Source organism: Henriciella sp. (assembly GCF_029937755.1).
GTDB lineage: Bacteria > Pseudomonadota > Alphaproteobacteria > Caulobacterales > Hyphomonadaceae > Henriciella.
Map to the genome: position 1 here is coordinate 671296 of NZ_JAPYPG010000001.1, position 20732 is coordinate 692027.

Annotated in this window: 18 protein-coding genes; 9 read left to right on the forward strand and 9 right to left on the reverse strand. The window is 64.6% G+C overall.

Annotation, left to right across the window (positions count from 1 at the left end):
• Positions 1–115: 115 nt before the first annotated feature.
• The 8 genes from Q1K29_RS03330 (at position 116) to Q1K29_RS03365 (ending at position 11334) form a co-directional block, all read left to right on the forward strand.
• The gene (locus Q1K29_RS03330; protein ID WP_300391530.1) at positions 116–1234 is read left to right on the forward strand and encodes a cystathionine gamma-lyase; all 1119 of its coding nucleotides are present in this window, start codon (positions 116–118) and stop codon (positions 1232–1234) included.
• Positions 1234–1686, forward strand: coding sequence for a tRNA (adenosine(37)-N6)-threonylcarbamoyltransferase complex ATPase subunit type 1 TsaE (gene tsaE, locus Q1K29_RS03335; protein ID WP_300391531.1), 453 nt, complete (start codon positions 1234–1236; stop codon positions 1684–1686). The genes Q1K29_RS03330 and tsaE overlap by 1 nt, the downstream gene beginning before the upstream one ends.
• The gene (locus Q1K29_RS03340) at positions 1649–2773 is read left to right on the forward strand and encodes a phosphotransferase (protein WP_300391532.1); all 1125 of its coding nucleotides are present in this window, start codon (positions 1649–1651) and stop codon (positions 2771–2773) included. Before tsaE ends, Q1K29_RS03340 begins: the two co-directional genes overlap by 38 nt.
• Positions 2773–3501, forward strand: a complete 729-nt coding sequence (locus Q1K29_RS03345) for a nucleotidyltransferase family protein (RefSeq protein ID WP_300391533.1) — start codon at positions 2773–2775, stop codon at positions 3499–3501. The genes Q1K29_RS03340 and Q1K29_RS03345 overlap by 1 nt, the downstream gene beginning before the upstream one ends.
• Positions 3498–6545: a double-strand break repair protein AddB gene (gene addB, locus Q1K29_RS03350; protein ID WP_300391534.1), complete on the forward strand. Its 3048-nt coding sequence runs from the start codon at positions 3498–3500 to the stop codon at positions 6543–6545. The genes Q1K29_RS03345 and addB overlap by 4 nt, the downstream gene beginning before the upstream one ends.
• Positions 6538–10035: a double-strand break repair helicase AddA gene (addA, locus tag Q1K29_RS03355; RefSeq protein WP_300391535.1), complete on the forward strand. Its 3498-nt coding sequence runs from the start codon at positions 6538–6540 to the stop codon at positions 10033–10035. The genes addB and addA overlap by 8 nt, the downstream gene beginning before the upstream one ends.
• A 53-nt stretch (positions 10036–10088) precedes the next feature.
• Positions 10089–10406, forward strand: coding sequence for a thioredoxin (trxA, locus tag Q1K29_RS03360; protein ID WP_300391536.1), 318 nt, complete (start codon positions 10089–10091; stop codon positions 10404–10406).
• A 136-nt stretch (positions 10407–10542) separates the two neighbouring features.
• Positions 10543–11334, forward strand: a complete 792-nt coding sequence (locus Q1K29_RS03365) for an SDR family NAD(P)-dependent oxidoreductase (protein ID WP_300391537.1) — start codon at positions 10543–10545, stop codon at positions 11332–11334.
• 5 nt (positions 11335–11339) lie between these two features.
• Here the strand turns inward: Q1K29_RS03365 and Q1K29_RS03370 are convergent, their stop codons facing one another.
• The 9 genes from Q1K29_RS03370 to Q1K29_RS03410 all read right to left on the reverse strand — a co-directional run bounded on the left by Q1K29_RS03370 (position 11340) and on the right by Q1K29_RS03410 (position 19216).
• Positions 11340–12095, reverse strand: coding sequence for an SDR family oxidoreductase (locus Q1K29_RS03370; RefSeq protein WP_300391538.1), 756 nt, complete (start codon positions 12093–12095; stop codon positions 11340–11342).
• 150 nt (positions 12096–12245) lie between these two features.
• Positions 12246–13514 (reverse strand): Mur ligase family protein, encoded by a 1269-nt coding sequence (locus tag Q1K29_RS03375; protein ID WP_300391539.1) that lies wholly within the window; start codon positions 13512–13514, stop codon positions 12246–12248.
• The gene (locus tag Q1K29_RS03380; protein WP_300391540.1) at positions 13511–14491 is read right to left on the reverse strand and encodes an acetyl-CoA carboxylase carboxyltransferase subunit beta; all 981 of its coding nucleotides are present in this window, start codon (positions 14489–14491) and stop codon (positions 13511–13513) included. Before Q1K29_RS03380 ends, Q1K29_RS03375 begins: the two co-directional genes overlap by 4 nt.
• A 43-nt stretch (positions 14492–14534) precedes the next feature.
• Positions 14535–15350 carry a tryptophan synthase subunit alpha gene (trpA, locus tag Q1K29_RS03385; protein WP_300391541.1) on the reverse strand — a complete coding sequence of 272 codons (816 nt, stop codon included), beginning with the start codon at positions 15348–15350 and terminating at the stop codon, positions 14535–14537.
• Positions 15350–15679, reverse strand: coding sequence for a divalent-cation tolerance protein CutA (cutA, locus tag Q1K29_RS03390; RefSeq protein ID WP_300391542.1), 330 nt, complete (start codon positions 15677–15679; stop codon positions 15350–15352). The genes trpA and cutA overlap by 1 nt, the downstream gene beginning before the upstream one ends.
• 173 nt (positions 15680–15852) lie before the next feature.
• The gene (trpB, locus tag Q1K29_RS03395) at positions 15853–17064 is read right to left on the reverse strand and encodes a tryptophan synthase subunit beta (RefSeq protein WP_300391543.1); all 1212 of its coding nucleotides are present in this window, start codon (positions 17062–17064) and stop codon (positions 15853–15855) included.
• Between the two features lie 98 nt (positions 17065–17162).
• Positions 17163–17837 (reverse strand): phosphoribosylanthranilate isomerase, encoded by a 675-nt coding sequence (locus tag Q1K29_RS03400; protein WP_300391544.1) that lies wholly within the window; start codon positions 17835–17837, stop codon positions 17163–17165.
• 194 nt (positions 17838–18031) lie between these two features.
• Positions 18032–18991: a homocysteine S-methyltransferase family protein gene (locus Q1K29_RS03405; RefSeq protein WP_300391545.1), complete on the reverse strand. Its 960-nt coding sequence runs from the start codon at positions 18989–18991 to the stop codon at positions 18032–18034.
• A gap of 69 nt (positions 18992–19060) precedes the next feature.
• Positions 19061–19216, reverse strand: coding sequence for a hypothetical protein (locus Q1K29_RS03410; protein ID WP_300391546.1), 156 nt, complete (start codon positions 19214–19216; stop codon positions 19061–19063).
• A gap of 282 nt (positions 19217–19498) precedes the next feature.
• On the opposite strand from Q1K29_RS03410, the gene Q1K29_RS03415 reads away from it, so the two are divergent.
• A complete protein-coding gene (locus Q1K29_RS03415; RefSeq protein ID WP_300391547.1) occupies positions 19499–20677 on the forward strand; it encodes a CoA transferase in 1179 nt (392 codons plus the stop codon).
• The last annotated feature ends 55 nt before the right edge of the window (positions 20678–20732 follow it).

Sequence of the window (20732 nt, forward strand, 5' to 3'; positions counted from 1 at the left end):
CCTAAACCGCAGGGGCCTGCAATCGGCACGCCTTGCCTGCCGATTTCCTTTTGTCGGAACACCTTCGCCGCGTTATTGCCGGTCAGGCCGGATCTGCAGAGGAAGAAGGTGGGACATGCGCAAGGATATCGAAGCTCGCAACAGGCGGATGATGGAGATGCTTCATGCCCGCGCCGCGAAGCTGACGCGCGGCGAAAGCCTGACACCGCCCATCGTCAACGCCGCGAAGTACGCCCTGCCTGGCGATCCCGAGCATGCCTTCCCCTATGGCCGCTTCGACAATCCCACCTGGCAGAGCGTGGAAGCCGCCATCGGTGCGCTGGAAGACGCCGAAACCGTGTGCTTCCCGTCCGGCATGGCCGCGGTGACCGCCGCCATCATGGCCGCCCTGAAACCAAAGGCGAAAGTCCTGCTGCCCTCTGACGGCTATTACACCGTGCGCGTCCTGATGGATGAGTTCTTCCGCCAGCACGACATCGAGGTGACCGAGGTGGCCACGGCCGACATGGATCGCCATGACGTGTCGGCTTATGACCTCGTCTGGCTGGAGACCCCCTCCAATCCGGGCCTCGACACCTGCGACATCGCCGCGATCGCGGAGCGCACGCACGCCGCTGGCGGGCTTGTCTGCGTCGACAATACGACCGCGACCCCCCTGCTCCAGCCGACCCTCGATCTCGGCGCCGACCTGACGGTTTCTTCCGATACCAAGGCCCTGGCCGGGCATTCCGATGTCCTTTTCGGCCATGTCTCCGCGCGCAATGGCGATCTCATCGAACGGGTACGCCAATGGCGCAAGCTGTCGGGCTCCACGCCCGGCCCGGCCGAAGCCTATCTCGCCTATCGCGGACTGATGACGCTGGAGGTCCGGCTGGAGCGGATGTGCGCGAATGCGATGGCGCTGGCCAATCTGTTCTACACGCATCCCGCCGTGCAGGCCGTTCGCTTTCCCGGCCTTGCTGACGATCCCTCCTATGCCACGGCAACGAAACAGATGGCCCAGCCGGGCTTCGTCATCGGGCTGAGCTTTGCCGACAAGGCGATCGCCGAGCGCTTCATCTCCGAATGCCCCGCCATCTTCGCCGCGACCAGCTTTGGCGGTGTCCAGACGAGCGGCGAACGCCGCGCTCGCTGGGGCGATGATGTGGCCGAAGGGTATGTGCGCCTGTCTGTCGGCTGCGAACCGCACGACGCTCTGATGAGCGCGATCTCGGAAACGCTGGATACCCTCTGATGAGCATGGTTGAGCTGTTCCTGCCCGATGAAGCCGCAACCGCACGGCTCGCTCGCCGGCTGGCGCCGCACCTGAAGCCCGGCGACGTGATCGCGCTCAAGGGCGGACTGGGCGCCGGCAAGACAACCTTTGCCCGCGCCCTCATATCCACGCTGAACGGTGCAGAAACAGACGTGCCGAGCCCGACCTACACCCTCGTCCAGACCTATGAGACGCCCGGCCTGCCCGTCTTCCATTTCGACCTTTACCGGCTCGATCATCCCGACGAGGTCAGGGAGCTTGGCTGGGATGAAACGATGGACGGGCTGGCTCTTATCGAATGGCCGGACAAGGCCGGGGCCCACCTTCCGCAATGGCGCCTCGATCTGACACTGGAGCAAACCGACCGCGGGCGCACAGCAAGGCTGGAAGCGCATGGCGAAGACTGGCAGGCTCGCCTTCATGGGTTTTGACGCGAATCGGTTGCTTGAGATCGAGACCTTCCTTGCACGGGAAGGCTGGGGCGAAGCGCGCCTTGCCTGGCTCGGCCAGGATGCCTCGACACGCCGCTATGGAAGGCTGACGCGCCCATCCGGCGAAACCGCGCTCCTCATGGATGCCCCGCTCGTCGAGGACGAACCGTGCACACCTGCCATGACGGATGCCGAACGCCTGTCTGGCGGCTGGAACAAGCAGTCTCGTCTGGCCGCATCGCGCGTTGAGGCGTTTGCGGCGATTGGCGGCTGGTTGCGCAGCCATGGGTTCAGCGCGCCGGAAATCCTGGCCGGTGATCCCGATCTCGGCCTTGCCGTGATCGAGGATTTCGGCACGCTCAAGGAATTCGCCCGGCTGATCGAACAGGGCGCAGACGAGGTGACGCTCTACACCGCCGCAGGCGCAGCGCTTGCCGACCTGCATGCGCAGGAGCGCCCGGTCATCCTTGAAGGCCTGGGCCGCGAATGGCCGCTGCTCGCCTTCGATGACCTCGCCCTGCGGGTAAACGCAGACCTCTTCGCTGACTGGCTGCCTGTCCTCGACATGCGCATGAAGATGACCGACGCCGCACGCGCCCGCTGGGAGGCGGAACGTGACGTCCTGATCGATCAGGCCCGGAGCTTTCCGCGCGACCTGACGCTGCGCGACTACCATGCCGAGAACCTGATCTGGCTGCCCGAACGCGAGGACCGCGCCCGGATCGGCCTCCTGGATTTCCAGGATGCCGTTATCGGCTGGGATGCCTGGGATATGGCGATGCTGGTGCAGGATGCCCGCCGGGTCGTGACGCCTGAGGCGCAGACCGCCGCCATCCGCACCTATCTCGACAAGTCCGGCAAGAGCGAGGAAGGCCTGCAGGAACGCCTTGCCGTCATCGGGGCGCTCAATGCGCTGCGCATCGCCGGCATCTTTTCCCGCCTGATCGCGCGCGACGGCAAGGACCGCTACGGCCTCTTCCTGCCGCGCCAGAAGACGCTGCTCGCCCGGAACCTCCAGCACCCGGCAGCCGCCGGTATGGCCGCTTTCGTGCGCGACACCGCACCCTTCATCTTCGAGGAGGCCTGATGGCCAGCGTTCCCGACACCGCCATGATCCTCGCTGCCGGGCTCGGCACCCGCATGCGGCCGCTCACGGACAAGACGGCCAAGCCGCTGATCGAGGTGGCGGGCAAGCGGTTGATGGACTGGCAGGTCACGCCGCTGATCGAGGCCGGCGTGAAACGCCTCGTGGTCAACACGCACTGGTGCGCCGATCAGGTCGAGGCGCATGCCAGGGCCTATGACGGCGTCGAGGTGCTCTTCTCCGATGAGCGCGACGCGGTGCTGGAAACCGGTGGCGCGCTGGCAAAGGCCGCACCGCTGCTCGGTGACGATCCGGTCTTCGTCGTCAATACCGATGCCTTCTGGGCACCCAATGATGCCGAACCCCTGAAAGACCTCGCGGACGCCTACGACCCAGCGAAGATGGACGAGATCCTGCTGCTCGCCGACAAGCACCGCACGCTTGGTTTTGGCGGGGCGGGCGATTTCTTCCGCGCCGGGGACGGCACCATTGCCCATCGCGGCGAGGCCGACGAGGCGCCCTGGGCCTATGCGGGCCTGCGGATCGTCAAGCCGGCCCTGTACGCCGCGTATGACACCGAACCCTTCTCCGCCTTCCGTATCTGGAGCGACCTCCTGCCGAAGGGCCGGATGCACGGCCTGCCGCTTGACCGTTTCTGGCTGCATGTCGGCGACCCGCAGGCGTTGAAGGATGCGAACATGTGGATGTGGTCGCACGGAGCGAACGCGTGACCAAGCTGTTCGCGGACGGCGCGCCGAAGGTCTGGACCATCCCGCCCGGCGCGAACTTCCTCAAGGCGCTTGCCGAGACGCTGGCCGCCGGCAAGGATCTGGCCGCAAACGCCGATGCACTTGCCGATGACCTGATCTACATCCCCAACCGCCGCTCGGCCCGCGCGCTGGCGCTTGCTCTGTTCGAAGCGGCTGGCGGCACACCCATCCTGATGCCGGACATCCGCCCGCTCGGTGATCTCGAGACCGATGAACCGCCTCCGGGGGCGGAATCCGCGCTCGCCGACCTGCCTCCGGCGGTGTCACCGGCTGCCCGGCTCGGCCGTCTCTCGGTTCTCGTGAAGGCCTTCTACGATGCGCAGGGCCGCTCCATCCCGCCCGCCTCCGCGCTGGCCGCGGCAAAGGAACTCGCCCGCCTGCTCGACCAGGCTGCGCTATCCGGCGAGGTCGACTGGTCGAAACTGGAATCGCTGGTCAAGGACCGCCAGCTCGCCGCGCACTGGCAGCAATCCCTCGACTTCCTCGAGATCATCACCACCCAGTGGCCCGAAGACCTTGAGCGCAACGTCCAGATGGACCCGTATGCCCGCCGGCTCGCGGCCGCCGAAGCTACCGCGGAGACCTGGCTCGCCACGCCGCCCAAGGGCGACATCATCATCGCAGGCTCTACCGGTGCCGACCCCTCCGGCCGCGTCCTGATGAAAGCGGCCATGCAGCTTCCCCGCAGCCTGATCGTCCTGCCGGGTCTCGACCGCGATGTGGAGCCGCGCGCCTGGAACCGGATCGAGCAGAGCGCCAACCATCCGCAGTTCACCATCGCCCGGACACTGCGCACCCTCGGCCTCGCGCCGCACGAGGTCGCCACCTGGCCAGACATCAAGAGCGATACGATGGCAGACGCCCGCCGCGCGCTTGTCCACGAAGCCCTTGCCCCCGCGGCCGATACCTCTGGCTGGCTCGAGCGCCTCGACACCCTGTCCGGCACCCGCGACCGCGCCGATTTCGCCCGCGACGGCTTCTCGGGCATGACCATGATCGAGGCGAATGACGAGAGCGACGAGGCGTGGTGTGCCGCGCTGCTGTTGCGCGAAACGCTGGAGACCGAGAAGAAGACTGCCGCCCTCGTCACGCCCGATGCCGGACTGGCGCGGCGCGTCTCCGCGCTCCTGAAACAATGGCATGTCGACGTCGCCCCATCCGGCGGCGTGCCTCTGCTGCAGACAGCCGCCGGGAGCCTTGCTGCCTTGGTCATGGATTGGGTCGCCGATCCGACCCATCCCGTCGCGATGCTGGCCGTGCTGAAACATGCCCAGGTCGACTTCGAGCACGACCTTGCGAGTTTCGAACGTTTCTTCCTGCGCGGGGCGCGCCGCTGGACCGACTGGGACACGCTGGACGCCCATATCGAAAGTATGGCGGGCGATGAAGAGAATGCCCGGCGGTCAGGGCTCAAATTCCGGCACGCCGATGCGGCGCTGCGACTGACGAGCGATCTACGGTCGCGCTTTGAGGCTGCCGGCCTTGCCGATACCGAGGCGCCGCTGGCCGGGCTCGCTTTCCTCGAAGCCGTCAGCGAGCTGATGGGCAGCCTCGGCGCAACACCGCTTCCATGGGCCGGGCCGGACGGTGCAAAACTGTCTTCCGCCATGCGCGACTTCGCGGATGTCACGCTCAGCATGGAAGCCGCCGCACCGGAGATCTGGACGGAGCTCTTCAAGGCCTACTGCGCCACCGAACTGGTCCGGGAGGAGGGCGCCGACCATCCGCGCCTCAATATCTGGGGGCCGCTGGAAGCGCGTCTCCAGACCGCCGACCACCTCATCCTCGCCGGCCTCAATGAAGGCGTCTGGCCGGCCCAGCCGCCCGCCGATGCCTTCCTGCCGCGCGCCTTCCGCGCCGAGATCGGCCTGAATGATCCGGACGAACGTATCGGCCTGTCGGCGCATGATTTCGCGCAGCTGGCGTCGGCGCCCAATGTCACACTTCTTTCAGCCAAGCGCCGCGACGACGCTCCGGCGATCAGTTCGCGCTGGCTGTGGCGGCTGAACACGCTGGCACGCGGCGCACTCGGTGAGGCGGGCGCGGCCAAAGCCCTCGGCCCGGCGCCAGACCGCGACCCCCGCATCTGGCTTAATGCGCTCCGGCATCCAAGGCCACTGGAAAACTTCACCGCCGAACCGCGCCCCACACCGCCGGTCGAATTTCGCCCGAAACGCCTTTCGGTGACCCGCATCGAGACGCTGCAGCGCGACCCGTATGGCATCTATGCCCAGTACATCCTTGGACTGACGAAGCTGGACACGCTCGACATGGCCGTCGATGCCCGGCCGCGCGGCACGGCCATCCATGCCGCACTGGAAAAGTTCGAGGAGGACGGTGTCGAGAAATCCGCCGACAGCCTTGTCACCATGCTGGAAGCCGAATTGCGTGCCGCTGGCGAAGCCGAGGAAATCATCCTTGGCGCTGTCGCCTCACGGCGCAAGACCGCTGAGGAATATATCGCCTGGCGAAAGGAGCGCCTCCATCTTCTCGCGGGGCGTCCCCATACGGAGATCAAGGGCGCACATGACTTCCCGCTGGGCGGCGAGACCTTCAAGCTGACCGCGACCGCTGACCGCGTGGAAAAGCATCAGGACGGCACGCTCGCCATTCTGGACTTCAAGTCCGGTGCCCCGCCCGGCGAAGGCGAGGTGCGCACCGGTCTCAACCCGCAAATGCCGCTGCAGGCCATCATCGCCGCCGAAGGCGGGTTTGCCGAGAAGGGGGTGAAAGCCGCATCTGTCAGTGCACTGACCTATGTCCGGTTCGGGACACAGTTCGCGGTCCGCAATATTGGTGATCATGTCCGCAAGGACATGCCGGAAAAGCCGATTGAAGAGATTATCGCGGAAACGCGCGAGGGCTTCCTCAAGCTGATCGGAAAATTCGCCGACCCGGACCATCCCTATGTCAGCATGCCGCGTCCGAAATGGGCGAAGTACGGCTCCGACTATGCCCGCCTTGCCCGGCGCGATGAATGGGCCTCGGAGGATGGCGATGACTGATCCGGACACAGCCTTCCAGCGCGCCATCGATGCGCAGGCGCTGGCGGCCCAGCCCGAACGCTCGGCCTGGGTGGAGGCCCATGCCGGCTCCGGCAAGACCAAGGTTCTGATCGACCGCGTCGCACGCCTGCTGCTGCGCCGCGAGGATGGCCGCGAAGGCGCCGCCCCCGACACCATCCTCTGCATCACCTACACCAAGGCCGCAGCCAATGAGATGTTGAGCCGCCTGTTCGACAGGCTCGGCAGCTGGTCGGTCATGGAAGATGCGCAGCTTGCTGGCGAACTCGCCAAGCTGGAACGCCGCCCGGAAGAGAGCTACAGCCACGATGACCTGCAGGCGGCGCGTGCCCTGTTCGCCCGCGCGCTGGAGACGCCGGGTGGCCTGCGGATCGAGACGATCCACGCTTTCTGTTCCCGCATCCTTCGCCGCTTCCCGCTTGAGGCCGACGTCTCACCGGGCTTTGCCGAGATGGAGGACCGCGAGGCTGACGATCTCTGGAGCGAGAGTCTGGCAGACCAGGTGCTGCACGCCGCCGAACACCGCCTCGACGCGCTGGCGCTTATTTCAGAAGCGGGCGGCGGATTTGGCGCGGCCGCGCCGCTCTCCAGCCTGCGCGGCGCCCGCAGTGCGCTGACAGGCCTGGAGGGAGACTCCCTGAAAGCCGTGATCAAGGACCGGCTTGAGGCGCCTGACGAGACCGTCGATGACATCATGGATCGCGCCGTCGGGGACGGCCTTGATCGCGAAATGCTCGCCGGGCTCGCGCGCGGTCTCGGTGATCTGACCAAGGCCGGGGCGAGCGACGCGAAGCTGCTGGAAAACCTGATTGTCATCCTGTCAAATGCGCCTGTGGCCGACCGCTGGGCGGCCTGGCAGTCCATCTTTCTGACAGGGGCCGGGGCCTTCCGGGCCAGCAATCCGTATACGGCCGGAGCGGCCAAGGAGGTGCCAGGGCTTGCTGACGCTTTCCAGATGAAGGATGGCGAAGGCAGCGAAGTCTCTCGCTTTCGCGGGCTGCTGACGCAGATGATTGCGCGCCGGGCCTATGAGCGCACGGCTGCGCTGGTCGATGTCGGCCTGCCGGTGCTGTCAGCCTTCCGGTCCGGCAAGGCACAGCGCGCCGCGCTCGATTTCGACGACCTGATCCAGCGTACGCGTGCCCTGCTCAATTCCGGCGGCCTGGCCGAATGGGTGCTCTACAAGCTTGATGGCGGGCTGACGCATATCCTGCTCGACGAAGCGCAGGATACAAGCCCCCCGCAATGGGACATCATCAACGCGCTCGTCGCCGAATTCCGCGCGGGCAAAGGCGCCGAACGGATCGCCGATCCGCGCACGCAGTTCACCGTCGGTGACAAGAAGCAGTCCATCTACTCTTTCCAGGGTGCCGACCCGGACCAGTTCCTCGCCGAGAAGCGCCGCTTTGCCGAAGCCGAGGAAGCGCTGCAGGGACAGGCGAACCTGCCGGATATGACCATGTCCTTCCGGTCGTCGCCGGAAGTGCTGGCCTTTGTCGATACGGTCTTCAACCGCGACAGTTTCGGTGGTGATCCGTTCTCGGAAAGCCCGCCGGACGAAGCCGACGAGCTGCGCCATGTCGCCCGCCGCGCCGAACAGCCGGGCCGGGTCGACTTGTGGCCCATCGAACCGCATACGGAGGGAGAGGAGTCCGACCCGTGGGACGCGCCGCTCGACCATGTCTCCGAAAGCTCGCCGAAGAACCGGCTGGCAAAAAACATCGCCGATGAGATCAAGCGCATCATCGAGACCGGTGAGCCGGTCTGGGAGAAGGGCGAGCGGCGGCCTGCCCGGCCCGAGGATGTGCTGATCCTGGTGCGAAAGCGCGGCCCTCTGTTCGAGGCCCTGATCAAGGCGCTGAAGGCTGAACGGCTGCCCGTGGCGGGCGCGGACCGGCTGGTCCTGCTCGACCATATTGGCGTGCAGGACTGCCTTAACCTCATCCGCTTCGTCCTGATGCCGGGCGATGACCTGACGCTGGCGGAAATCCTGCGCGGCCCGTTCTGCGGGCTGATTGACGACGACAAGGAACTCTTCGTGCTTGCGCATGACCGCAAGGAGGGAGAGCGGCTGTGGGACCGGCTCAAGGCGGCGACCGAGCCACGCTTTGCCGACGCGAAAGCGTTCTGCGAGGACCTTCTGGCAAACCGCCACCTGCCGGCCTTCGACCTCTTCACCCGCGCGCTCGTCACCCGCCACGGCGATGGCCTGTCGGGCTGGGACCGGCTGATCCAGCGCCTCGGTGAACCGGCACGCGATCCGGTGAACGCCCTGCTCGACCGCGCGCTTGGCCATGCCATGGGCGAGGCCGCCAGCCTGCAGACCTTCCTTGCCGAGATCGAAGGCGATGCAAGCGAGCTGAAGCGTGACCTCGCCGAAGCCGATGGCGAAATCCGGGTAATGACCGTACACGGCGCAAAGGGCCTCCAGGCCCCCATCGTCATCCTGCCGGATACGACCGGCGCGGAGAAAGCCGACACCTCCAGCCTCTTCCTCATCGATGGTGACATCCCCGTCTACAGCCCGAAAAAGGCCGACGACCCGCCGATTGTCGCCCGGCTGCGGGAGGCGCGCGCGACGGCTCAGCAGCGCGAGAGCCGGCGGCTGCTCTATGTTGCGCTGACGCGCGCCGAGGACCGGCTGATCATCGCCGGCGCCTTTTCCGGCAACAGGAAGGGCAAGGGCTACAGCGACGGCAGCTGGTACGACCTCTGCCGCACCGCCATGCTTGAGCTGACCGGCACTGAGGAGTCAGACGACGTACTGACCTATGGCGAGGCCGCCCTTCCCGTGGCGAAAGACGCGCGGTCAACCGGTGGCCCGCTGGAAGCGCCGTCATGGGCAACCGCGCCGGTCACCCGCATCGACACCGCGCCCCGCGTCACGGCCCCCTCGCGCCTGCTCAACGATACCGCCCCTGTCACCAAGCCTTTCGGCAAGGCGCGCGCCGCAGCTCTGAAGCGCGGCCAGCTCATCCACGCCCTGCTGCAATACTTGCCGGAACTGCCCGAAACCGGCCGTGAGGCCGCCGCCCGCGCCTGGCTGGAGCGCCATACAGACCTCGCTCCGGAAGACCGCGCCGAAATCCTCAGCGTGACCATGGCGACTCTCGCCGAACCGGGCTTTGCCGAGGTGTTCGCCCCCGGCGGGCGGGCGGAAGCCTCCATTGTCGGCAAACTGCAGTCGGGCGGTGAGACCCTCATCATCAATGGCCGGGTCGACCGGCTCGTCATCACAGACACACGCATCCTGCTGGTCGACTACAAGACAGACCGCCCCGCGCCGGAAAGCGCCGAGGCCGTCGAACCAGCTTACCTGTTGCAGATGGCGGCTTACCAGGCCGTGCTCGAAGCCGCCTTCCCGGGCCGCAGCGTGCGCCCTGCCCTGCTCTACACTGACGGCCCGGTCCTGTTCGAACTCACCGACAGCCTTTTACAAAGCTCACGCGACCGTTTAGCTGGCGGCCTTTGAAGAATCCCCTCACTTCCTATCTATAGGGCACAACAGGACAAAAGGAGGCTCACATGGCCGCCGAACACATTACCGATGATGATTTCGACACCGCCATCGCCGGCGACATGCCGGTTGTGGTGGACTTCTGGGCCGAATGGTGCGGGCCCTGCAAGCAGATGTCGCCGCACCTCGAAGCCGTTGCGGAAGAGATGGCCGGCAAGGTGAAAGTCGCCAAGATCAATGTCGACGAGAACCCCGTCGCCGCCTCGAAATTCGGCGTGCGCGGCCTGCCGACACTGATGATCTTCAAGGACGGCAAGGTCGCCGCCACCCATCTCGGCGCAATGTCGAAGCAGCGCATCGCTGAATGGATCAAGGAAAGCGCGTAAACCGCGACTGACCAACCAGACCAGAAAGCCCGCCCGGCCCCGCCGCGGCGGGCTTTTCTTTGCGTCACCCATGGACGCCCCCCGCCCCCGCGCCTACTCCTGCCCCCAGAGAAAAAACACACCGGAGGAGACCCCCATGGAGCCGTACCAGCCCCTTTCCCGCTCGATCAAAGGCAAGACCGCGCTCATCACCGGCGCCGCCTCCGGCATGGGCCGGGCGACCGCTCACCTCTTCGCGCATGAGGGCGCCAATGTCGCCGTCACCGACCTCAAGCAGGAGGCGGTCGACAAGGTGGTCGACGAGATCAAGGCCGCCGGGATCGACCATGTGAAGGGCTGGGCCATGGATGTCGGCGATCCGGACGCGATCAAGCGCGTCGTCAAGGAAGCAGCCGAGCATTTCGGCGGGCTGGAAATCCTGGTCAACAATGCCGGCTTCGCCATCCCGGCCGACGTCGCCGAGGAAAGCTATGAGGACGCCTGGGCCCCGAGCATCAACGTGATGCTGACCAGCCACCAGCGCGCCATCCGCGCCGCCCTGCCCTATATGCGTAAGGCGAAGTTCGGCCGCATCGTCAATGTCGCCTCGACCGAAGGTGTCGGCGCAACGCCCGGCAACTCCCCTTACGTCGCCGCCAAGCATGGCGTGATCGGCCTGACCCGCGGGCTCGCCTGCGACCTTGGCCGCGACGAGGACATCGACATCACCGTCAACTGCATCTGCCCAGGCCCGATCCGCACCGGCATCACCGCCGGCATCCCGGAAGAGCACAAGACCATCTACGCCAAGCGCCGCGTCCCGCTGCGCCGTTACGGCATCCCTGAAGAGGTCGCCAACATGACGCTGTCAGTCGTGCTGCCGGCCGCGAGCTTCCTGAATGGCGTGCATATCCCCGTGGATGGCGGGCTTACGATCAAGAACGCATAAGTCGCCTAGTCGTGCAGCGGGAGCACCTGCCCCGTCACGGCACCGCCATCGACGGTGAATTCGCTGCCCGTGGAGAAGGTCGCTTCCGACACGATGAACCGCACCATCCGCGCGACCTCTTCCGGCTCGCCGAAGCGCGGCATTGGCTGGTTGGCGACCGTCTCATCGCTGAAGTCTTTCGTCATTGGCGTCGCCACCGGCCCGGGATGCACCGAGACGACCCGGATCCCCTCACCGGCGAGATCGAGCGCAGCCGCCTTGGTCAGTCCGCGCACGCCCCACTTGCTGGAGACATAGGCCGCCAGCGAGCCATACCCCTGCAGGCCCGCCGTCGACGAGGTGTTCACGATCACCCCGCCGCCGCTCTTGCGCATTGCGGGCGCGGCAACATGCAGGCCGAGAAACACGCTAAACAGATTGACGTCGATCACCTTACGAAACTCATCGGGCGCACAGTCCTCGACGCCGGCAACGGCGAGGATCCCGGCATTGTTGAACACGGCATTGAGCCGTCCGAACCGCTTCACGGCCTCGTCCACGGCGGCGCGCCAGTCCGCCTCCCGCGTGACGTCGAGATGGCGGTAAACCACCCGATCGCCCAGCGACTCGGCAAGCGCCTCGCCCTCATCATCCAGCACATCGGCGATCATCACCTGGGCGCCGCCTTCGGCCAGCAATCGCGCCGTCGCCGCGCCAATCCCGCGCGCGCCACCGGTTACAAGGATACAGATATCTTTCGGGGGAATGGTCTCAATCGCCATGTCAGCGCGCCTCCTCACGTCGATGATTGCGAGGGGGTATTCTAGAGGATGGGCGGGCGGCGCCGTATGCGGGAAACTGCGTAGGTGGGGGGCAATTGGGTGTTTGCCGCAGATCGGGCCCGGTCTGCGGGTGGCGGTGCAGGTTTTTGCCTAGCGTGGCAGCTCCTCATTAATCGCCAGCACCTTGCCCGCGAGATAGAGCGAGCCGCAGATCAGGATCCGCTCTGCGCCGGCCTCAACAGCCGCCGCCATTGCCGCCTCGAAGCTTTCATGCGGGGAGGCGCCCGCGCCAGAGGCTCGCGCCGCTTCGGCCAGCGCCTCCGCGCTGAAACTGTTGGCGTTATTGGCAATCGGGCAGGTGAAGACGGTCAGGCCGGGCCGGTTAAGGGCGGCGAAAAACCCCGCCGCATCCTTGTTGGCGAGCATGGCCGAAACCAGCATCGTCCGCTTGGCCGGCTCCTCGGTGTCGAGCGCGTTCAGGACCTCGGCAAGCGCGCGTCCGGCATGCGGATTGTGCCCGCCATCGAGCCAGACGGGCATGTCATTGGCGAGCTTCGTGACTGGCCCATCCGAGAGGCGCTGCATCCGCGCCGGCCAGTGGGCAGTGGCTGTGCCCGACAGGATCGCCTTGTCGGTAATGCCCTGTATCCTGGCGGTTTTCAGCGCCTTCGCCGCAAGCGCCGCATTCGCGAACTGGTGCGCCCCGGCCAGTCCCAGCGGTGGGAAGACGGCGGCAATTTCCTCCGGCGTCACAAAGTCGATTTCGGCGCCGACGCGCGCAGCCTCGGCTCTCAGGGCAGCATCGGCTTCAGGGCCCTGGATCGCAGAAACCACCGGGCAGCCCGGCTTCAGGATCCCGGCCTTGTCGGTCGCGATCCTGGTAATTGTATTGCCGAGGAATTGCTGGTGGTCGAGGTCGATCGGCGTGAAGACGGAACAGGCGGATTCTGTAATGACATTCGAAGCATCGAACCGCCCGCCAAGCCCGACCTCGAGGATGAGGAGGTCGGCCGGGGTTTCGGAAAAGGCGAGGAAAGAGGCCGCCTGCGCCGCTTCGAAATGGGTTATCTCGCGGGTGCCGAGAAGCGCCTTTTCGACCCGCTCCAGACATGTGACGAGATAGTCATTCGTGATCAGCTCACCCGCCAGCCGGATCCGCTCATTGAAACGAACGAGGTGGGGGGATGTGGAGGTGTGGACTTTCAGCCCAGCCGCTTCTGCCATCGCCCGGATGAAGGCCACGACAGAGCCTTTTCCATTCGTCCCGGCGACGTGGATGACGGGGGGGAGCCTGAGATGCGGATTGCCAAGGGTCTCGAGAACGACGAGCAGGCGGTCGAGCGCAAGAATCCGGTCGGACGGATTGTACTTCTCAAACCGCTTCAGCGCCGTCTCGACGGCGAGCTGGGTGTCGATCAAGCCTTCTTGGCCTTCTCTTTCTTCGGCGCGGGAACGTCAGCTGACGGGGCTTTGACTGGCCCAATGGCGGACTTGTCGGAAGCCCGTTTCGGCAGCAGGTGCGCCAGCAGCCGGCCCAGCGTGTCCTTCAGTTCGCGGCGGTCGCAGACAATATCGACCTGGCCCTTTTCGCGAAGGAATTCAGAGCGCTGGAAGCCCTCGGGCAATTTTTCGCGGATCGTCTGCTCAATGACGCGGGGGCCGGAAAAGGCGATCATGGCGCCCGGTTCGGCGATATGAACGTCGCCCAGCATGGCATAGGACGCCGAAACGCCACCCGAGGTCGGGTCCGTCAGCACAACGAGGTAAGGAAGCCCGGCATCGCGGACCTCGGAAATCGCCAGCGTCGTACGCGGCATCTGCATCAACGACAGGGTGCCTTCCTGCATCCGCGCCCCGCCCGAAGCGGTGCAGACGACGAAAGCGGCCTTGCGAGCGACAGCCATCTGGGCCGCTGCAATGAAGGCTTCGCCAGCCGCCATGCCGAGCGAGCCGCCCATGAAGGCAAAGTCCTGGACGAGGATCACAGCCGGCTTGCCGTTCACCCGGCCAAAAGCTGCGGCCATGCAGTCATCCTGGGCGATAGGTGGGGAGCCTTCCGGGCTCTCTTCCTTTTCACGACCTGCGATCTTGGCCTTGGCGGCTTTCAGACGGGACGGATAGGCCTTGTCGTCCTTGAATTTGAGCGGGTCCTGCGTCACCGGCGGCAGCGGGATCGGCTCCCAACGCTCATCATCGAAGAAGATGCGGAAGCGGCGGCGCGGCGAAATCCTGAGATGCGCGCCAGCCGGTGTCACATACCAGCTCTCTTCAAGATCGGAGCGATAGACAAGTTCGCCGCTCTTTGGGCACTTCACCCAGAGATTATCCGGCGTGTCCTTCTTCGGGGACAGAAAGGTCTTGAGCCCCGGTGTACGGAAATTCGTGAGCCAATTCATCTCGTTTTCGGACTCCCTGACTGGTCCAATAGGTTCTGCGGCGCTACCCTTTGAGCGCCGTCGACAACTCCCTGGCCAGCTCCCCCATCCGCCCGGCTATATTGCCGGTGTCACCTGACTCAAGAGCCAAGCGCACATGATCCACGAAAGCGGACCCGACCACAACCCCATCAGATATACGTGCCATCGCAGCCGCCTGTTCCCCGGTCCGGACGCCAAAGCCGACGCAAACCGGCAGGCCGGAGACCTTGCGAGCCCGCTCCACGCCTTCGCGGATGTCTTCGGGATCGGCTGATCCTGTACCCGTTACACCAGCGACAGCCACATAATACAAGAAGCCGGACGCGCCTTCAGCAACCTTGGCGATACGCTTGTCGGTCGTTGTCGGCGTGGCGAGCCGGATGACGGAAAGCCCATATTTTTCATAGGCCTGACGCAGCTCAAGATCCTCTTCCGGGGGCAGATCGACCAGAATTGTCCCGTCTATGCCAGCAGCCGCAGCTGATTCGGCAAACGCTTCATACCCCATATGGAAGACCGGATTCGCATAGCCCATCAGGATAAGCGGAGTGTCCTCGTCATCCGCGCGGAAGCGTTTGGCAAGGGCGAGTACGTCGCTCAGTTTCGTACCGGCCTTGAGGCTTCGCTGCCCGGCGCGCTGGATGGCCGGGCCGTCGGCCATCGGATCCGTGAAGGGCGCGCCCAGTTCGATAATATCCGCGCCATTGTCGCGCAGGGCACACAGCGCCTGATAGCTGGTCTCCAGGTCCGGATCGCCAGCCATGATATAGGTGACGAGCGCAGCCCGGTTTTCGGCACGAACCTTGTCGAACCGGTCGGTAATTCTCTGTGTCGGCATTACTCTGCAGGCGCCTTCGTATTCTCATCCAGCCAATCGGCATAGGAGCCAAGCACGTGCGTGCACGGCATCGCGACCATGGCCGGGACATCATAGGGGTGAATCTCGGTGACGAGGGTTTCCAGCGCTTTCCAGCAGGGCGCAACCGATTTCAGCCACAGCACGTGCTCGAACGCCTGCTCCACGACCCCTTTCCAGAGGTAGGTCGAGGTGACGGGGCCTTCGATATTTGCGCAGGCGGCCAGACGCTGCTCGACGGAGGCGTCGGCGATCTTCTGGGCGACATCCTTTGAGGGGCAGGTAATGCGGATGAGGAGGGCTTCGGTCATGACAGACTATTCGAACGTGTATCGCTCCCGGTCAACTGTGATGCGCTGTAAGCGTCGTCTCTCCGGCAGACCGCCATCGCTCTTCGTCCCCAAAAAAATCGCTCCGGGCGTGAACATCGCAACCAGTGCCGCGGATTGGACGATAGTAAGCGCTGTTTCACCAGGCGAGTATTTCAAATCTCCATCCCCAGATGCTCCGCGACGGAGAAGATATCCTTGTCGCCGCGCCCGCAGAGATTCATGATCAGCAGGCCGTCCTTGCCGATGGTCTCGCAGACATCGCCAAGCCGCGCGATGGCATGGGCCGGCTCCAGCGCCGGGATAATCCCCTCAAGCCGTGTGCAGAGCTGGAAGGCCTCGAGCGCCTCCTTGTCGGTACAGGTCAGGTATTCCGCCCGGCCGGTATCGCGCAGGAAGGCGTGCTCAGGCCCGATGCCGGGATAGTCGAGGCCGGCCGATATGGAATGCGCATCGATGATCTGCCCATCATCGGTCTGCAGGAGATAGGTCTTGTTTCCGTGCAGGATGCCGGGCTGTCCGCCATTGAGCGCGGCGGCATGCTCGCCCGTCTCGATGCCGTGTCCGGAGGCTTCCACGCCGATCAGGCGCACACCCTCATCCTCGATGAACGGATGGAACAGGCCGATGGCATTCGAGCCGCCGCCAATGCACGCCATGACGGCGTCCGGCAGGCGGTCTTCCCGCTCCAGGATCTGGCGGCGGGCTTCCTTGCCGATGACGGACTGAAAGTCACGGACCAGCTCCGGATAGGGGTGCGGTCCGGCAGCGGTCCCGATGACATAGAAGGTGTCATGGACGTTCGTGACCCAGTCACGCAACGCCTCATTCATCGCGTCCTTGAGCGTTCCGGTCCCCGACGACACGGGCACGATCTCTGCGCCCAGCAGCTTCATCCGGAAGACGTTCGGCTTCTGGCGCTTCACATCGGTCTCGCCCATGAAGACCGTACATGGCAGGCCGAAGCGCGCGCAGACGGTCGCGGTCGCCACGCCATGCTGGCCAGCCCCGGTCTCGGCGATGATCCGGGTCTTGCCCATGCGCCGGGCGAGCAGGATCTGACCAAGGCAGTTATTGATCTTGTGCGAGCCGGTATGATTGAGCTCGTCGCGCTTGAAGTAGATTTTCGGTCCGCCGAAGTGCTCGGTCATCCGCTCGGCATGGTAGAGCGGCGAGGGGCGGCCCACATAATGGGTCCAGAAATCGTCCATCTCGGCGGTGAAGGCCGGGTCCTTCTTGGCCGCGCGGAACTCATCCTCAAGCTCCAGGATGAGCGGCATCAGCGTCTCGGCGACGTAGCGCCCGCCGAATTCGCCAAAGCGGCCCTTTTCATCCGGCCACTGGTCCCAGGTGTTGAGCTTGGTCATCGTCTATCTCTCGCGGCTTCAGCCGGGTACATGCGACGGAAGCCCTGCCCGCGCAAGGGCATGAGGCTGCGGCGCGTTGCCTGATCGGCCCGATTGCTTCAAGCGTTGGCGGCGGCGCCTCTGGCAGCCTCGATAAAAGCCCGCACGAGACCCACATCTTTTTCGCCCTGCACACGCTCCACGCCGGATGACACATCGACGGCGTCGGCCTGCGTGCGCTGGATCGCGTCAGCGACATTGTCGGGCGTCAGACCACCGGCAAGAAGCCAGGGCTTCGGGGCATGCCAGGTTTCAAGGATCGACCAGTCGAATGTCTGGCCATGACCGCCGGTCCGGTCCGCCCCTTCAGGCGGGCGGGCATCAATCAGCAGCCGGTCAGCTGCGGTATGGGCCGATGCCGCCTCGAGATCGGACGGGCCGGCCACACCCACGGCCTTCCATATTTCAGTATTTCGCGGCACAGCCTCGCGCAGCTCGGCCACGAACGCCGGCGTTTCGTTCCCATGGAGCTGGATAACATCGGGCAGCACGGCATTCGTCAGCCCGTGCAACCACTCGATCTCGGGGTTCACGACCAGCACAGCCGAACGAATGTCCGCCTCTGCCGCGACGGTGAGAAGATCGATCAAACGCTCGGATAACGGTTCACCATGGCGGACGATGTAGCGGGGACTTTTCGGCGCGAGCACGAAGCCAACCCAGTCCGCCCCGGCTCTCGCCACAGTCCGCACCATGTGCTCATCCCGCACGCCACAGATCTTCACTCTCGCCATGAGCAAAGCTCGTGACGACTCGTCGGGCGCGGGTCAAGTGGATCAGTCGTTTGAGGCACGCCTGCTCGGTCGGCCACCTTCATCCTCAAGGTCGTTTTTTCCCAGAAAACGTTTGAGCCGATCAACATTTATGTTCGCGCAGAACCGAAGCAATGAGGTCTCTATTGTCGCGTCGGGACGACCTCCGAGGCCCGTCAGGCAGGCACGCTCGGCACCCGCTTCATTAGCTGGCTGGCGATAGCCTGTATGTGGCGAAGATCCGAGCCACAACAGCCCCCAAAGACATTCGCATGGGGCAGGACATCGAGCAGGCGGAGGTAGTCCTCTGCAAGCTCGACGGGGTTCCCGCAATCGAGTTCGGCGCAGGCATCAAGTTCGGCATGGCTCAGCTTCGAGGCATTGCACCGCACCCCATAAAGCCGCTGTTGCCAGTCTCCACCATCGAGCGCCGGCAGGATATGTGTTGGGTGGGCGCAGTTAATCATGAAATAGACCGGCGCCGCCCCGGTTTCGGCGTCCACCTGGTCAATCGCTTCGTCCAGCGCCTGACCACTTGGCAGGCGGCCATCCGTCTCAACGGTGAAGGAAACAACCGCCGGAACGTCCACTCCTTGTGCCGCGCGAACGAAGCCGACCGCTTCGGGCGTGTTTGTGAAGGTAATTGCCGAGACGAAATCTACGCCGGCATCAGCAAGCCAGCGGATTTGCTCGCCATGATAGGCCTCAGCCTCTTCACGGGTCGGAATACGATCCGGGGCATAACCATCGCCGCACGGGCCGACTACGCCGTTCACGAGGACCGGGGACGCCGCGTTGTCATAATCGGACCGAAGGCGCGCAGCGAAAGCGGCCGCCTGTTCATTGGCCTCACGCAAGGCGCCCGGAGACGTCTTCAGTGCATCGGCGAATTCGCGCTGGGCGCGCCAGGTTGCCGTGTCGAGAATGAAGCCTGCGCCGACTTCCGCGGCAAGCTCCAGATGCGAGACGAAATACGCCCGCAAAGCCCGTCGGCCCGTCGCCGAAGCCAGCAGCGTGTGCGAGGCAAAGGCTGGCAATTCGAAGCCCTTGTTGAAGATCATGTCTGTTTCCAGCCCACCATCGGTGAGGAAGATTCGGTCGCTCTGGTTCGGTAGACGGTTTTTGAGGCAGCTCATGGCTCTGGTCCTTTGAATGAAGGGAGACGTGCGGGGGTGCCGCACGCCTCTATGGAAGTGCTCGCCGCATCACAGGACCGGCTCGATCGCCGCGATCATGCCGATGACCGGCGTCGCGAAGATGATCGCGTAAAGGACCGGTATTGTGATGTTGAAAGCGTGAGTGACGATGGCCGGCAAGGCCGGGAAGCCAGCAGGCCGGGCCGACTGTTCTGGGAGTCTCATTGCATTTCTTTCTTCTGGTTATGACGCTCGCCCACCATGGACGGGCACCTGGGCCTGACACTGATGGTTATTGCTCCCCTTCGTGGGAGCGGGCGTTGAATGTGACGTTTGAAAGAGGCGGACCCGGGCGTTGAAACGGCGGTTTATTCGCGATTTTCACGTCTTCCGGTGACGGGGACGGCTCTGACTTGACCGACCCTGACCTTGCGACAGGACCAGACCGGGCATTTACGAACCCGCCTTGCGTGTTGGATAGAAGGAGAAAAGGAATGGGAGACGTTAATGCCCGCGACAGACCTCTTGTCCGACATCCGCATCGCCGACATGACGACGGTGATCTTCGGCCCCTATTGTACGCAGACGCTTGCCGACATGGGCGCCGATGTCGTCAAGCTCGAGCCGAAGGGTGGCGATGATTTCCGTAATGTCGGCAAGCCGGCGAACAACAAGGGGATGGGCCCCTGCCACCTGACGATCAATCGCGGCAAGCGGTCGGTCGTCTGGGATCTGAAATCGGACGCCGGCATGGCCGCCATCCGCAAACTGATCCAGCAAAGCGATGTCTTCATTCACAATATCCGGCCAGACGCGGTCAAACGGCTTGGCCTGACGTTTGAAGAGGTCAAGGCGATCAAGCCGGACATTGTCTATGTTCACTGTCTGGGCTTCGGCTCAGACGGGCCCTATTCGGGCCGGCCCGCCTATGACGATCTGATCCAGGCGCTATCGGGCGCCACCAGCCTGCTGCCGCGCGTGGACGGGAACGAGGCCCCGCGCTTCCTGCCGACGGCTTTTGCCGACAAGGTTTCCGGCCTGCACGCCGTGCACGCAACGCTGGCTGCGCTGCATCATCGCGACCGGACCGGTGAGGCTGTGCATGTCGAGGTGCCCATGCTGGAGTGCGTGACCAGCTTCCTCTTCGAGGAACACTTCTACGAAGCCGCTTTCGATCCGCCCATTGGCCCGCACTGTTATCAGCGCCAGGTCGACTCCTCTCGCCAACCGGTTCGCACCCAGGATGGGTGGATCGTCATTGCGCCCTATGTCGACCATCGCTGGGTAACGCTGTTCGATGTCATCGGTGCGCCGGAAGAACTCGAGGATGAGCGCATCTCCGACTATCGGGGGCGCTTCTTCAACCATGCCTACATGATGTCGCGCGTTCAGGCGCATTTCGTGAACTTCACGACCGAAGAGCTTCTCAAAATGCTGAGCGATGCCGACATTCCTGCTGCGAATGCAACCGACATCTCGGAGGTGCAGGATGACCCCCACCTGAAAGCCGTCAACTTCTTCCAGCGCCGCGAGCACCCCAGCGAGGGCGGCTATTGGGAAGTGCAGCCCCCGGTAAAGTTCTCCGGCATGGCGCCGCGCGATATCCGCCCCGCCCCGCGGGTCGGAGAGCATACGGAAGAGGTGCTTGCCGAGCTTGGGCTGGCGCGTGAGCCAGTCAGAAAGTAGGTGTAGCAGGTGTCGAATCCTGCCTTCTGAACACCAGAATTGCCCAATCCATGCG

Coding starts and splice junctions, on each gene's coding strand:
- Q1K29_RS03330 (WP_300391530.1), top strand. CDS start 116: ATGCGCAAGGATATCGAAGCTCGCAACAGGCGGATGATGGAGATGCTT.
- tsaE (WP_300391531.1), top strand. CDS start 1,234: ATGAGCATGGTTGAGCTGTTCCTGCCCGATGAAGCCGCAACCGCACGG.
- Q1K29_RS03340 (WP_300391532.1), top strand. CDS start 1,649: ATGGCGAAGACTGGCAGGCTCGCCTTCATGGGTTTTGACGCGAATCGG.
- Q1K29_RS03345 (WP_300391533.1), top strand. CDS start 2,773: ATGGCCAGCGTTCCCGACACCGCCATGATCCTCGCTGCCGGGCTCGGC.
- addA (WP_300391535.1), top strand. CDS start 6,538: ATGACTGATCCGGACACAGCCTTCCAGCGCGCCATCGATGCGCAGGCG.
- trxA (WP_300391536.1), top strand. CDS start 10,089: ATGGCCGCCGAACACATTACCGATGATGATTTCGACACCGCCATCGCC.
- Q1K29_RS03365 (WP_300391537.1), top strand. CDS start 10,543: ATGGAGCCGTACCAGCCCCTTTCCCGCTCGATCAAAGGCAAGACCGCG.
- Q1K29_RS03370 (WP_300391538.1), bottom strand. CDS start 12,095: ATGGCGATTGAGACCATTCCCCCGAAAGATATCTGTATCCTTGTAACC.
- Q1K29_RS03380 (WP_300391540.1), bottom strand. CDS start 14,491: ATGAATTGGCTCACGAATTTCCGTACACCGGGGCTCAAGACCTTTCTG.
- trpA (WP_300391541.1), bottom strand. CDS start 15,350: ATGCCGACACAGAGAATTACCGACCGGTTCGACAAGGTTCGTGCCGAA.
- cutA (WP_300391542.1), bottom strand. CDS start 15,679: ATGACCGAAGCCCTCCTCATCCGCATTACCTGCCCCTCAAAGGATGTC.
- trpB (WP_300391543.1), bottom strand. CDS start 17,064: ATGACCAAGCTCAACACCTGGGACCAGTGGCCGGATGAAAAGGGCCGC.
- Q1K29_RS03400 (WP_300391544.1), bottom strand. CDS start 17,837: ATGGCGAGAGTGAAGATCTGTGGCGTGCGGGATGAGCACATGGTGCGG.
- Q1K29_RS03405 (WP_300391545.1), bottom strand. CDS start 18,991: ATGAGCTGCCTCAAAAACCGTCTACCGAACCAGAGCGACCGAATCTTC.
- Q1K29_RS03410 (WP_300391546.1), bottom strand. CDS start 19,216: ATGAGACTCCCAGAACAGTCGGCCCGGCCTGCTGGCTTCCCGGCCTTG.
- Q1K29_RS03415 (WP_300391547.1), top strand. CDS start 19,499: ATGCCCGCGACAGACCTCTTGTCCGACATCCGCATCGCCGACATGACG.